The organism is Limnobacter sp. MED105 (assembly GCF_000170915.1).
Lineage (GTDB): Bacteria > Pseudomonadota > Gammaproteobacteria > Burkholderiales > Burkholderiaceae_B > Limnobacter.
In genome coordinates, this window is sequence record NZ_ABCT01000007.1 from 113,959 (window position 1) to 127,309 (window position 13,351).

The following is a 13,351-nucleotide window of genomic DNA, read 5'->3' on the forward strand; positions in this document are numbered from 1 at the left end:
GCAGCAAAACTGAGGTGCCCATTCTCTAGGCGCAGGTGCCCGGTTTTTGGTACCATAAAAGGCTAGGTAGTCTAAAGGTTTTACATGAACGCACCCGTCGAATTGAAAACACTGAAACCCTCAGCCGGCGAAACCGCACGCCTGCGGGAAATTCCGTACAACTACACCTCGTTTTCGGATCGCGAGATTGTGATCCGCTTGCTGGGCGAGTCTGCATGGAACATTCTTCAAGAGCTGCGTCAGGAGAGAAAAACCGGCCGGTCAGCCCGCATGCTGTTTGAAGTATTGGGCGACATTTGGGTGGTTCGTCGCAATCCGTATCTGCAAGACGACTTGCTGGACAATCCCAAACGCCTGACCGCGCTGATCGAGGCCCTGTTCCACCGCTTGAGCGAAATTGACGCTCGCCGTGTTGAGGTGAAAGAAGCGGCTGTTGAGGTCGACTCTGAAGACCGCAGCGCCAAAGTGCGCGAATTGCTCACCGTGGCTGAAAAAGCGGTGTTTGAATTCCAGCGCGAGCTGGAAGCCATGGCCATTTTGCGTGGCCATGCCCGCAAAGCGCTGGGCGAGCACACCGCGAAAGACAACATCAAGTACGACGGTTTGTCCCGAGTTTCCCATGTCACGGACGCAACCGACTGGCGTGTTGAATACCCCTTTGTGGTACTCACCCCCGACCGTGAATCTGAAATTCCTGGTTTGGTGAAGGCCTGTATCGACTTGGGGCTGACAATCATTCCACGCGGAGGCGGCACAGGCTACACCGGTGGCGCAGTGCCACTCACGGCCATGTCCGCCATCATCAACACCGAAAAGCTGGAAGAACTCGGCCAGGTGACAATGGAAGTGCTGCCTGGCTTGAGCGAAGAATATGCCACCGTGTTCTCCGGCGCGGGTGTAGTAACCAAGCGCGTATCAGAGGCGGCAGAGCATGCAGGCCGGGTGTTTGCTGTAGACCCCACATCGGCTGAGGCCAGCTGTATTGGCGGCAACATCGCCATGAACGCAGGCGGCAAGAAAGCTGTGCTGTGGGGCACAGCGCTGGACAATCTGGCTTGGTGGAGAATGGTTGACCCGCAAGGTGACTGGCTTGAAGTCACCCGCGTTAACCACAACCTGAGCAAGATTCATGATGCACCACAGGCCGATTTCGACTTGGTGTGGTCAGATGGCCGCCAGGCGCCGAATGCCAAAATTCTGAGAACCGAACGCCTGACAGTGGAAGGCGCGCGTTTCCGTAAAGTGGGTTTGGGCAAAGACGTAACCGACAAGTTTCTGGCTGGCTTGCCCGGCATTCAGAAAGAGGGTTGTGACGGCCTGATCACTTCTGCCAAGTGGATTTTGCACCGCATGCCCAAGCATACCCGCACGGTGTGTCTGGAGTTTTATGGTCAAGCCCGCGACGCAGTGCCCTCGATTGTTGAAATCAAGAATTACCTCGACGGCGAAGGCAAAGCCATGGGCGCCATTCTGGCGGGCCTTGAGCACCTCGACGAGCGCTATTTGCGCGCCGTGAAGTACAGCCCGAAATCCAAGCGTGGCGCATTCCCGAAAATGGTGTTGTTCGGCGACATTGTGGGTGACGACGAAAACGCAGTGGCCCAAGCGGCCTCTGAGGTGGTTCGCTTGTCCAACGGTCGCGCTGGCGAAGGTTTTGTGGCGGTCAGCCCCGAAGCCCGCAAAAAGTTTTGGCTGGACCGTGCCCGCACAGCGGCCATTGCGCGCCACACCAATGCTTTCAAGATCAACGAAGACGTCGTGATTCCCCTGCCGCGCATGGGCGAGTACACCGATGAAATTGAGCGTATCAACATCGAGCTGTCCATTCGCAACAAGCTGAAGCTGGTTGCAGCGCTGCGTTCGTTCTTCGAAAAGCCGCTCACCTTGGGCAAAACCGACGAAGTCGATTCCACCAAGCTGTCTGTCGAAGACATTGTAGGCGACCGTGTGGGCCGCGCTGTTGAACTGCTTGAGTCGGTACATGAGCGCTGGAGCTGGTTGCTGGGCAATATGAACATGCCTTTGGCGCAGGCCAACCCGGTATTGAAAACCATTGGTTTGGGCCATCTGGATGCTGCGCTTGAAAAGCGCTTGGCCGACCAGCCCGAAGCCACCATGTTCGATGTGCTGCAAGACCGCACCATTCGCGTTAGCTGGAAAACAGAACTACGCCACAACCTGAACCGCATTTTCGAGGGCGGGGTGTTTGTGCCGGTGATGGAAGAGTGCAAGGCCATTCACAAGCAAGTGCTGCGTGGCCGCCTTTTCGTGGCGCTGCACATGCACGCTGGCGACGGGAATGTGCACACCAACATTCCAGTGAATTCCGACGACTATGAAATGTTGCATGAAGCGGAACACACCGTGGACCGAATCATGCAGATTGCACGCAATCTGGATGGCGTTATTTCCGGCGAGCATGGCATTGGCATTACCAAATACCAATACCTGACCAAGGAAGAGTTGCAGCCTTTCCAGGACTACAAGCAGCGCATTGACCCGGAAGGTCGCTTTAACAAGGGCAAGCTGTTGCCCGGTGGCGACTTGACCAACGCTTACACGCCCAGCTTCAACTTGATGGGCCATGAAAGCCTGATCATGAGCCAAAGCGACATTGGCTCCATTGCGACTTCAGTGAAAGACTGCCTGCGCTGCGGCAAGTGCAAGCCTGTGTGTTCAACGCACGTGCCTCGCGCCAACCTGCTGTACAGCCCGCGCAACAAAATTTTGGCCACCTCATTGTTGGTTGAGGCCTTCCTGTATGAAGAGCAAACCCGCCGTGGTGTGTCTATCAAGCATTGGGAAGAATTCGAAGACGTTGCAGACCACTGCACCGTGTGCCACAAGTGTTTGACGCCTTGCCCGGTTGACATCGACTTTGGCGATGTATCCATGAACATGCGTGCCTTGTTGCGCAAGATGGACAAGAAAAGCTTCAACCCCGGCACAGCCCTGGCCATGACTTTCCTGAATGCGAAAGACCCGGCCACCATCAAAGCCATGCGTGTTGGCATGACGGGTATTGGTTACAAGCTGCAACGCGGCGCTTACAAAGTGGCCAAATCGCTGGGCATGTTGAACAAGCAAACAGCCAAGCCACCTGCCACGGTGGGCAAGGCACCGATTCGTGAGCAGGTGATTCACTTCATCAACAAGCCCATGCCCGGTGGTTTGCCCAAGAAAACGGCGCGCGCGCTGCTCGACATTGAGAACAGCGATTACGTGCCAGTGATCCGCAACCCGAAAACAACGCAAGCCGATACGGAAGCTGTGTTCTACTTCCCCGGTTGTGGTTCCGAACGTCTGTACAGTCAGGTGGGTTTGGCCACGCAAGCCATGTTGTGGAATGTGGGCGTACAAACCGTGTTGCCGCCAGGTTATTTGTGCTGCGGCTACCCGCAGCGTGGGGCAGGGCAGTACGACAAAGCCGAGAAAATGATCACCGACAACCGTGTGTTGTTCCATCGCGTGGCCAACACACTGAACTACCTCGACATCAAAACCGTGGTGGTCAGCTGTGGCACGTGTTACGACCAGTTGCAGGGTTATGAGTTCGAGAAAATTTTCCCGGGCTGCCGCATCATCGACATTCATGAATTCCTCATGGAAAAAGGTGTGAAGCTGGACAACGTCACGGGTACGCAGTACATGTACCACGACCCTTGCCACACGCCCATGAAAACTTACGACCCCTTGAAGGTTGTGAACCAGTTGATGAACAGCGAGTTGCAAGGCCAGAACATCACGAAAAATGATCGTTGCTGCGGCGAGTCGGGCACATTTGGTGTGTCGCGCCCAGACGTGGCCACGCAGGTTCGATTCCGCAAGGAAGAGGAAATGCGCAAGGGTGCCGACAAGCTGCGTGAGAAAGCGCCACAGGCCGATGTGAAAATTTTGACCAGCTGCCCGTCTTGCTTGCAAGGTTTGAGCCGCTACAGCGACGACGCCAATGTGGATGCCGATTACATTGTGGTTGAAATTGCCAAGAATGTACTGGGCAAGGAATGGCTGCAAAACTACGTGAAAGAAGCCAATGACGGCGGTATCGAGCGCATCCTTGTCTGATTCCGTTTCACAAAATCCCAATTGCCCCCTGTGTGCCACACCGGGCGGTGATTGGGTGTTCAATTGCAGCAAGTTCCGTGTGATTGAGGCAGTCGATGCAGATTATCCCGGCTTTCTTCGCCTGGTCTGGAACGACCATGTGCGGGAGTTTTCCGATTTAAACCGTGAAGATCGCATGCTGTGCATGGATGCGGTGGTGTTGCTTGAACAATTCGTGCTTCGCGTATTTAAAGCCGACAAAGCGAATATTGCAACGCTGGGTAACGTGGTGCCGCATTTGCACTGGCACGTCATTCCCCGTTTTACAGACGACAAACACTTTCCTGCGCCCGTGTGGGCTGCAGCCAAACCGGGGGTGTCGCTGTCGCCCCGCCAGCAGTGGGTGCTTGATTCAAAGCCAAAATGGATGTTGGCGCTGCGTGCTGAATTGCTGGCAGCATTTCCGGGCTGAGTCGCTTCGCTCGCTCAGGCGCATACCCTCTCGCGCCAGAAAACCTGTTTTTCCCTTTTTGAGATTCACCCTGACTCACCTCGCTCGGCAAAAAAGCGGGCCGAGTCTCGGTGCCGGCCTTTGGCCGACCGTGGCGGGTGAATTCAAACGGGCAGGTTTTCTTGATCGGCGCAGCGAGGATATTGCTACCTTCGCAAGCGAAGCAACGCGCTGACGATTGGCGGTTTGTGTGCTGCATCGCGTTGCCGGATTTGCAAGACTTCCCGGCGGCTTCGCAGCGCGGGGCGATTCCGTCAGGAATCGATGCGAAGACGCCACTGCGTTTCGCATGCCCCAAGCCAGAAGCATCAAGCCGGAATGGAAGTCTTGCTAAGGCGAGGTGATGTGGCATTCAAACCGAACTAAGCGCCAACTACCGTCGTTGCTTCAGCCAAAGCCGCTTTCGAAGCAGCGGCACCAGCCTTCGCCAGCGGCATCAGAATGGTGAAGGTACTGCCTGCATTTGGTCGGCTTTGAATGTCCAGTTCGCCATCGTGGCGTTGCACCACATGTTTCACAATCGCCAAGCCCAAACCCGTGCCGCCACTTTCTCTTGAACGGCTGCGGTCTACACGGTAAAAACGCTCAGTCAAACGCGGAATGTGTTCTGCCGAAATACCAATGCCGGTGTCGCGCACCACAAAAGCGGCACAGGCTTTGCCAATTTCGTTTTCTGAGCGTCGAAGCGTAATCGTGATGTTTCCTTTCTCCGGTGTGTAGCGCACCGCATTGGTCACGATATTCGAGAATGCGCTGAAAATTTCAGCCGAGTTGCCAAAGCCCATCAGGCCCTTTTCAACATCCACAGAAATATTGTGTTTTCCGGCCGACAGTTGTTGTGCTTCATCGCCTGTTTTTTGGGCAATTCCGCTCAGGTCAACTGGCTCGCCACCTTCGCCTGCGTTGGGTGAAGACTCCAGCGCCGACAAGGCCAGCAGGTCTTCCACTAGGTTTTGCATGCGATTGGCCTGGGTGTACATCAAATTCAGGTATTCGGTTTGCTGTTCTTTGCTCAACGGCAGGTCCCGGAATGTTTCCAGAAAACCGCTCAGCACAGTCAACGGTGTTTTCAGCTCATGTGACACATTGGCAATGAAATCGCGTCGCATTCGTTCCAGTTTTTCAACCTGGGTGACATCGCGAGACAACACCAGCATTTGTTGGTCGCCGTAGCTGACCAATTGCACCGACAAAACCTTGCTTCGGCTGCGTGGCGCAGTCATGATCAAGGGTTGCTCCCAAGAGCGGCTGCGAATGTATTTGGAGAAGTTTGGGTTGCGAACCAGGTTAATGAGGGGCTGCCCTATGTCACTGCCCAATTTCAAGCCCAGGTGGTCTTGAGCTGTGTCGTTGCACCAGGAAATGTGCCCCTCGGAATCAAGCGTGACTACCCCGTCGGGCAGGGCTTGCGCCGCGGTGCGGAATGACACCAGTGCATTGGTGAGTGCCTGTTGTTGACGTTGGTGTAAGCGCAGGTAGCGAAACAGCTTTGCGGCAAGGTCATCCCACCAGCCCGACACGTCGGGCACGTTTTCAACCTTGAAGTTGTCCAGCCATTCGATAATTCGAAGGCCGGAGCGCACATGCAGGGCATAAATGAAAAGCGAGGCCAAGATAGACCCCGCCACTGCGCCTTTGTGGCCAGCAACCATTTGACCCACGATGGCGGCTGCACCCAGCACCATGGCCAACAGTATCAATCGAAAAAAGATGAACGCCATAGGTGCGTATTCTAGGGGAATATCCCTTCCAGGGGAGCCCTTAGTTTAGTGCACCCTCATTTTGCGTTGCAGTAAAACGGTAGCCGGCACCGCGAACCGTCTCAATGAGGCGGTCATGTCCGGAAATGGTCAGAGCCTGGCGCAGTCGTCGAATATGTACATCCACGGTGCGCTCTTCAACAAATACATGGTCGCCCCACACTTGGTCCAGCAACTGGGTGCGGCTGTGCACGCGCTCTGGGTGGGTCATAAAGAAGTGCAGCAAGCGGAATTCTGTGGGGCCCATGTCGATAATCTTGTCATGGCCCATAATTCGGTGTGTCACCGGGTCCAGTTTCAGGCCGTGTACTTCAACAATATCGTCAGTCAACTGGGGCGCACGGCGACGCAACACAGCTTTGATTCGTGCCAGTAGTTCTTTGGGCGAGAAGGGCTTGGTGATGTAGTCGTCTGCGCCGGCTTCCAGGCCATCTACTTTGTCTTGTTCTTCGGTGCGGGCAGTCAACATGATCACTGGCACATGGCGCGTACGCTCGTGACCGCGCAATTCATGCGCAAACTGAATGCCGGTTTTACCGGGTAGCATCCAGTCCAGCAACACCAGGTCAGGCAATTCAGCGGTGATCAGGGTTTTGGCCTGGTCCGCATCAGCGGCCCGCAGCACTTTGTGCCCAGCAAAGCTTAGGTTGACGGCAATCAATTCGGCAATCGCGGGTTCATCTTCAACAACTAGGATGGTGCTGGACATCTCGTTTTTCCTCTTCTCTGGCATATTTGTTTTGTGCAATGCCACCTAAAGTAGTGGATTTCCATGACAGTAATATGACACTTGAATGAATCGTCATCAAATTAATCCCGCGCGGTGGTGTAAACCGCTGTTGGCCTTGATGAGATACACTTGAGGATTACGCATTCCAAAGACCCTAAGCAGCATGGAAACCACCAATATCCCCACCCCAACCCGCATTGTGGTGCATCAAAAGTCCAAGGTACTCGAAATTGAGTTCGACACCGGCGCCTGTTTTAACCTGCCATTCGAGCTGTTGCGGGTGTATTCACCCTCGGCCGAGGTTCGTGGACATGGCCCTGGGCAGGAAACCCTGCAAGTGGGTAAAAAAGAAGTAACCATCAACAATCTCGAGCCTGTGGGCATGTATGCCATCAAGCCGTTTTTCTCGGATGGTCATGATTCAGGCTTGTTTAGCTGGCAATACCTGCTGTGGATGGGCGAAAACCAGGAAGGTTTGTGGGAAGACTATCTGGAACGCATGAAAGCAGCCGGCGCGAGCCGAGAACCCAACGCACCTGAAAACATTCCATTTGAACAAAAGAAAGGCGGCGCCTGCGCAAGCCACTAAATAACGCCACACATCACGATGAACGACAAAATTACCGATTTCGGCTTCGAGAAGGTTCCTGAAGACCAGAAAGCCAAGAAAGTAGCCGAAGTATTTGATTCGGTAGCGGCCAAATACGACATCATGAATGACCTCATGTCGGGTGGCATGCATCGCCTGTGGAAGGCAAGCACTGTGCGCGCGGCCGGGGTTCGCCCCGGGATGAAGGTGCTCGACATTGCCGGCGGTACCGGCGATCTCAGCAAGGCTTTTCTGGACAAAGTGGGCCCGAGCGGTGAAGTTTGGCTGACCGACATCAATGAAAGTATGTTGCGAGTGGGTCGAAATCGCATGATTGATCATGGGTATTTGCCGAAAATGGCCCTTTGCGATGCGGAAAAGCTGCCATTTCCCGACAATTACTTCGATGTGGTTACTGTGGCGTTTGGTTTGCGCAACATGACCCACAAAGATGTGGCCTTGAGCGAAATGCGCCGGGTAATCAAGCCGGGTGGCAAGGTGCTGGTACTTGAGTTCTCGAAAGTGAATCCTTTGCTGGCGCCCGCCTACGATATGTATTCATTCCAGGTTTTGCCAAAAATTGGTCAAATCGTGGCGCAAGACAGTGCCAGTTACCAATATTTAGCCGAGAGCATTCGCATGCACCCCGATCAGGAAACCCTGAAGAGCATCATGCTTGAAAGTGGATTCGACCAAGTGAAATACACCAACTTCACTGCAGGTGTCGTGGCGCTACACCAAGGAACCAAATTCGCCTGAGTTTGTCTATTTGGTGCATGCGAAAAATTATTATTCTGGAGGCTTTTGCTGTGAAAACCCGAGTTTGGTCTGTTCGATTGTCTGTGTTGGCCGTTGTGGCTGCATTTCTTGGCTTGAGTGTACTTCCAACCGATGCAGAAGCGCGTCGCTTGGGTGGCGGCGGCAGTTTTGGCCGCTCTGCACCTTCCCAGTTCCAGAAGTCTCCATCTACGGCACCTTCTGGCACCACCAGTACAGCACCCAGCAAGCAGCAGGCTACCAACCCTGCGGGCGCTACCGCAGGCACGGCTGCTGCGCCACGTAACCGTTTCCTGGGCCCCTTGGGCGGCTTGGCGGCCGGTTTGGGCCTGGCAGCCTTGTTCGGTTATCTGGGCTTCGGCGCCGGCATGGCTGAATTCCTGGGCACCATGTTGATGATCGCCGCCGCTGTGTTTGCGGTCATGTTCCTGGTTCGTATGTTGCGTGGTCAGCAGGCTGCAAAGCCTCGCCCTGCCTACAGCGCACCGGGCGCAACAGGTTCTGGCCAAAACAGTTATCGTCAAGCGTCAACAAACCCCATTAACGACCCGGTCCCGGGCATGGGCGCGCCGCGCAACGACCAAGGCTTTGGCCAGTTTGGCAATGCCTCCGCCTTCGACGCACCAATGCCAGCCGCTACACCCGTAAAAGACCTGCCTGCCGGGTTTGATGAAGCCAATTTTGTGAACAGCGCCAAGAAGTTCTTTGTGACCATGCAAGGGGTTTTTGACAAGGGCGATGTTGACGGTTTGCGTGAATACTGTAGCGACGATGTGGTGGACCATCTACGTGCTGAAATTGAAGCCCGTGGCAATGCAGTGAACCGCACCGACGTGGTTACGCTGGATGCCCAGCTGATTGGTTTCGAGACCGACGTGGACGAGCAAATCGCGACAGTGGCCTTCACTGGTATGTTGCGCGAGGAGCAAGACGCCGCCGCTGAAGAAATCAATGAGTTGTGGATCATGTCCCGTCCAGTTTCAGGCGGTGGATGGGTTCTTTCAGGCATTCACAATCTGTAAATTTTGACCTCACCCGCCGGGCTTGGCTTGCCCGGCTGGGTTACACTCAAACAAATTTTTGATTGTTGGAAGTGTGCCTTGGCCAGTCCCCCCGTATTGTTTTTTCAGTTCGCCTCTAAACTGCTTTCCTCTGGTCAAGCCAAAGGCGCAGCTGCGGCAGGTGGTTTGCTGTCTGCCCCCTTGAACTTGATGTCAGCCACAGTCACCCAGACTGTGTGCTTGGTACTAAACCATTTGCTGGATCAACAGCGCAGCAGCAAGACCAAACTGCAAAAGGAAGCGGGCAAGGTTCTGGCACTCAGCATTGCTCCCATGTCCCTGAACTTGCGTGTCAATGACCAAGGCTATTTTCAGCCGAGCAACGCCACCAATGGGGTTGCGGCATCCGCTGACACCACCATTTCCATGCAATGGGCCGATTTGATCGGCTCGGTCAGCAACCCCAACAGCATGTCCAGAAAAGCCGCCATCGAGGGCGACATGGACTTTGCGCAAACTGTGTCTACCGTAATCAACGACTTGAGCTGGGACCCCGAGCGCGATTTGGCCCGCGTGGTGGGCGATGCGCAGGCGGTGTGGGTAATGAATACCTTGTCTGCTCTGGGTACCAATGCCCGCGATGTGGTGCAACGTTTTAAAAGCAACTTGCGCGAGTATGTGGTGCATGAAAAAGCCATGACACCCACTGCTTCTGAGTTCGACACTTTTCGCGATGAAGTAAACCAACTGCGCGACGAGCTGGCCCGGCTGGAAAAGCGCCTTGCCAAGTTGGGTGCGCCCAAATGAAGCTTCGCCGTTTGGCACGCATTGCATTGGTGGCCCGAAAGTATGGCCTGTTCCTGATTGCCGCCGACTCAATCAACAATGGCTTGGCCAAGTGGTTTCTCACGCTGATTTCTTCACGCTCGCATGTGCAGGCCCCACGCGGCGAACGCATGCGCCGTGCGCTGGAAGACCTGGGCCCCTTGTTTGTGAAGTTTGGTCAGCTGTTGTCGACCCGGCGCGATTTGTTGCCCGAAGACGTGGCCGACGAGTTGGCCAAGTTGCAAGACCAGGTGCCCGCGTTTTCTTCCGAGAAAGCCCGTGAATTGATTGAAGCCAGCCTGGGTCGTCAAATTGATGACATGTTTCTGGATTTCCAGAACATCCCCGTGGCCAGTGCTTCCATTGCCCAGGTTCACTTTGCAGTGATTCGCGAAGGAGCCAATGAAGGTCAGAAAGTGGCGGTGAAAGTACTGCGCCCCGGCATGATTGAGGTGATTGACAAAGACCTGGCTTTGATGAAAACCGCTGCCCGCTGGATTGAAAAAATTTCATCCGATGGCAAGCGCTTAAAGCCCCGGGAAGTGGTGGCCGAGTTCAACAAATACTTGCACGATGAACTGGATTTAATGCGCGAGGCGGCCAATGCATCGCAGTTGCGTCGAAATTTTTCGCCTACTTCGGGCAGTGGCCACTTGCTGCGCGTACCCGAAATGTATTGGGACTATTGCTGTAGCACCGTGATCACCATGGAGCGCATGCACGGCATTCCGATTTCCCAGATCGAGCGGCTGCGCGAGAACAACATTGATTTGAAAAAACTGTCGCGCGAAGGCGTGGAAATTTTCTTTACCCAGGTGTTTCGCGACGGGTTTTTCCACGCGGACATGCACCCTGGCAATATTTACGTGGGTGATCAGCCCGAGGATTTCGGTCGCTACATTGCGTTGGACTTCGGCATTGTCGGCACCCTCAGCGATGTCGATAAACAATATCTGGCGCAAAACTTCCTGGCTTTTTTCCGGCAAGACTACAAGCGAGTGGCCGAGTTGCATGTGCAGTCGGGCTGGGTGCCCAAGGGCACGCGCATCGACGAGCTCGAATCCGCCATTCGTGCCTGCATTGAACCTTTCTTTGGCAAACCGTTGAAGGAAATTTCGCTGGGGCAGGCACTGATGCGTCTGTTTCAAACTTCCCGCCGCTTCAATGTTGAAATTCAGCCTCAACTGGTGCTGTTGCAAAAAACCCTGTTGAACGTGGAGGGCCTTGGCCGCCAACTCGACCCCGATCTTGACCTGTGGAAAACCGCCAAGCCCTACCTTGAAAACTGGATGCACCAGCAAATTGGCTTCAAGGGTTTTCAGTCCAGTCTGCAATGGGAGGCTGCGCAATGGTCACAAATTCTGCCTGCCTTGCCGCGCCTCTTGCATCAAACGCTCACGCACTCCAATGGTCGGGTCGATGATCAAATTGAACAATTGGTCAAGCAGCAAAAGCGATTGAACCGGGCTTTGTTCTGGATGGTGTTGATGCTGGCTGTGCTGTTTGGTGTGGTGGCACTCGACCTGTTGTGGCCGTTTTTAATCGGCTACTCCGGGCCGAAAGGCTTGTTCTAGCAGCGCGCACATTTCTTGCCTATAATCCGAAATCAATTTTTCTCTCTGGTGGGTTTTCAAGATGTTGCTTGCCTCCGTTGTTGCATATTTGCTGGTTTCTGTGCTCATTGGCCTGTATGTGGCCAGAAATGTAAGTAGTGCGGCGGATTACGCCGTGGCTGGCCGGCACCTTTCCCTGCCCATTGTTACAGCCACAGTGTTTGCGACCTGGTTTGGCTCGGAAACTGTGCTGGGCATTTCCTCCACCTTTGTGGAAGAGGGTTTGAGTGGCATTGTGGCCGACCCGTTTGGTGCTTCCATGTGCCTGATTCTGGCTGGTTTGTTCATCGCGCCCAAAATTTATCGCCTGAATTTGCTGACTTTGGGCGACTACTACCGGGTGCGTTACAACCGGGCGGTCGAAATTTTCTGCAGCGCCTGTATTGTGGTGTCTTACCTGGGTTGGGTTGCTGCGCAAATCAGTGCACTGGGATTGATCTTCAACGTGCTCACCGATGGTGCGGTTTCCCAGGAATGGGGCATGGTGATCGGCGCCAGTGTGGTGCTTATCTACACCTTGTTCGGTGGCATGTTGTCAGTGGCGGTGCTGGATTTCATCCAGATGGTGGTGATTGCGGCTGGCTTGGTTTACATCATGTGGATTGTGGCTGACCTGGCGGGTGGTGTAGGCACGGTGGTTGATCATGCAGAGGCTGCAGGCAAGCTGCAGTTTTTCCCGGAAGAATTCAGCTATGTGCTCTGGGTGCCGTTTGTGGGCGCCTTTCTGACCATGGCTTTTGGTTCAATTCCCCAGCAGGACATTTTTCAGCGCATCAGTTCAGCAAAAAACGAGAAAACCGCTGTGCGTGGCGCTGTACTGGGTGGCTCCATGTACTTTTTCTTCGCATTCATTCCGGTGTTTCTGGCCTACGGTGCCATCATGATTGACCCCGCCACCTTCACCGCCATGGTGTCGGAGGACTCGCAAATGGTGTTGCCCAACCTGGTGTTGATGCACACACCTTTGTTTGCCCAAATCATATTCTTTGGCGCACTGATCTCGGCCATCATGAGTACCTCCAGTGCCACTTTGCTGGCACCGTCCGTGTCTTTCGCAGAGAACATTGTCAAGAACATTTATCCCAAAATGAACGACAAGGCCTTGTTATTGACCATGCGTATTTCAGTGTTTGTATTCACCATCATTGTGGTGGCGTTTGCCATCAACAGCGATTCGTCTATTTTCGAGATGGTGGAGAGCGCTTACGAAATTACTTTGGCGGCTGCTTTTGTACCGCTTGTTTTTGGTTTGTACTGGTCGAAGGCCACCAGCCAAGGCGCAGTTGTGTCAATTGTGGTGGGTGTCAGCAGTTGGCTGATCGCCAAAAACTTTTTCCCAAGCGAAATTTGGCCGCCCCAGCTGCTGGGCATGGTGCTGGGTTTGTTCTCCATGATCATTGCTTCGCTTCTGCCACAGTGGATCGAACACAGGCCAGCGCTGCGTGACGGTGTTGTGCACCCACATTAAGCTAAAATAGCCGGATTACCGTTGTTTAAAAGT

At 54.3% G+C, this 13,351-nt stretch carries 10 protein-coding genes; 8 read left to right on the top strand and 2 right to left on the bottom strand.

The window, feature by feature from the left end:
- Window positions 1-84 precede the first annotated feature (84 nt).
- Together LMED105_RS08680 and LMED105_RS08685 are read left to right on the top strand one after the other, a co-directional pair.
- On the top strand, window positions 85-4,065 hold the full coding sequence (locus tag LMED105_RS08680) for an FAD/FMN-binding oxidoreductase (protein ID WP_008250304.1): 3,981 nt from the start codon (window positions 85-87) through the stop codon (window positions 4,063-4,065).
- A complete protein-coding gene (locus LMED105_RS08685) occupies window positions 4,058-4,516 on the top strand; it encodes an HIT family protein (RefSeq protein WP_008250305.1) in 459 nt (152 codons plus the stop codon). Before LMED105_RS08680 ends, LMED105_RS08685 begins: the two co-directional genes overlap by 8 nt.
- A 401-nt stretch (window positions 4,517-4,917) precedes the next feature.
- On the opposite strand, the gene phoR is transcribed toward LMED105_RS08685, so the two are convergent.
- Together phoR and phoB are read right to left on the bottom strand one after the other, a co-directional pair.
- Entirely contained in the window at window positions 4,918-6,276 is a 1,359-nt protein-coding gene (gene phoR / locus LMED105_RS08690; protein ID WP_008250306.1) for a phosphate regulon sensor histidine kinase PhoR, read from the bottom strand.
- A gap of 40 nt (window positions 6,277-6,316) precedes the next feature.
- Window positions 6,317-7,024, bottom strand: a complete 708-nt coding sequence (phoB, locus tag LMED105_RS08695) for a phosphate regulon transcriptional regulator PhoB (protein WP_008250307.1) — start codon at window positions 7,022-7,024, stop codon at window positions 6,317-6,319.
- A gap of 184 nt (window positions 7,025-7,208) precedes the next feature.
- Between phoB and LMED105_RS08700 the strand changes: the two genes are divergently transcribed.
- The 6 genes from LMED105_RS08700 to LMED105_RS08725 all read left to right on the top strand — a co-directional run bounded on the left by LMED105_RS08700 (window position 7,209) and on the right by LMED105_RS08725 (window position 13,318).
- The gene (locus LMED105_RS08700; protein WP_008250308.1) at window positions 7,209-7,634 is read left to right on the top strand and encodes a gamma-butyrobetaine hydroxylase-like domain-containing protein; all 426 of its coding nucleotides are present in this window, start codon (window positions 7,209-7,211) and stop codon (window positions 7,632-7,634) included.
- An 18-nt stretch (window positions 7,635-7,652) separates the two neighbouring features.
- Window positions 7,653-8,393, top strand: coding sequence for a bifunctional demethylmenaquinone methyltransferase/2-methoxy-6-polyprenyl-1,4-benzoquinol methylase UbiE (ubiE, locus tag LMED105_RS08705; protein ID WP_008250309.1), 741 nt, complete (start codon window positions 7,653-7,655; stop codon window positions 8,391-8,393).
- Window positions 8,394-8,410: 17 nt separating this feature from the next.
- A complete protein-coding gene (locus LMED105_RS08710) occupies window positions 8,411-9,433 on the top strand; it encodes a Tim44 domain-containing protein (protein WP_008250316.1) in 1,023 nt (340 codons plus the stop codon).
- Between the two features lie 78 nt (window positions 9,434-9,511).
- A complete protein-coding gene (locus LMED105_RS16310) occupies window positions 9,512-10,219 on the top strand; it encodes an SCP2 domain-containing protein (protein ID WP_156799612.1) in 708 nt (235 codons plus the stop codon).
- Entirely contained in the window at window positions 10,216-11,811 is a 1,596-nt protein-coding gene (gene ubiB / locus LMED105_RS08720; protein WP_008250318.1) for a ubiquinone biosynthesis regulatory protein kinase UbiB, read from the top strand. Before LMED105_RS16310 ends, ubiB begins: the two co-directional genes overlap by 4 nt.
- A gap of 61 nt (window positions 11,812-11,872) precedes the next feature.
- Window positions 11,873-13,318, top strand: coding sequence for a sodium:solute symporter family protein (locus LMED105_RS08725; protein ID WP_008250319.1), 1,446 nt, complete (start codon window positions 11,873-11,875; stop codon window positions 13,316-13,318).
- The last annotated feature ends 33 nt before the right edge of the window (window positions 13,319-13,351 follow it).

Coding starts and splice junctions, on each gene's coding strand:
- LMED105_RS08710 (WP_008250316.1), top strand. CDS start 8,411: ATGCGAAAAATTATTATTCTGGAGGCTTTTGCTGTGAAAACCCGAGTT.
- ubiB (WP_008250318.1), top strand. CDS start 10,216: ATGAAGCTTCGCCGTTTGGCACGCATTGCATTGGTGGCCCGAAAGTAT.
- LMED105_RS08700 (WP_008250308.1), top strand. CDS start 7,209: ATGGAAACCACCAATATCCCCACCCCAACCCGCATTGTGGTGCATCAA.
- LMED105_RS08680 (WP_008250304.1), top strand. CDS start 85: ATGAACGCACCCGTCGAATTGAAAACACTGAAACCCTCAGCCGGCGAA.
- phoB (WP_008250307.1), bottom strand. CDS start 7,024: ATGTCCAGCACCATCCTAGTTGTTGAAGATGAACCCGCGATTGCCGAA.
- ubiE (WP_008250309.1), top strand. CDS start 7,653: ATGAACGACAAAATTACCGATTTCGGCTTCGAGAAGGTTCCTGAAGAC.
- phoR (WP_008250306.1), bottom strand. CDS start 6,276: ATGGCGTTCATCTTTTTTCGATTGATACTGTTGGCCATGGTGCTGGGT.
- LMED105_RS08725 (WP_008250319.1), top strand. CDS start 11,873: ATGTTGCTTGCCTCCGTTGTTGCATATTTGCTGGTTTCTGTGCTCATT.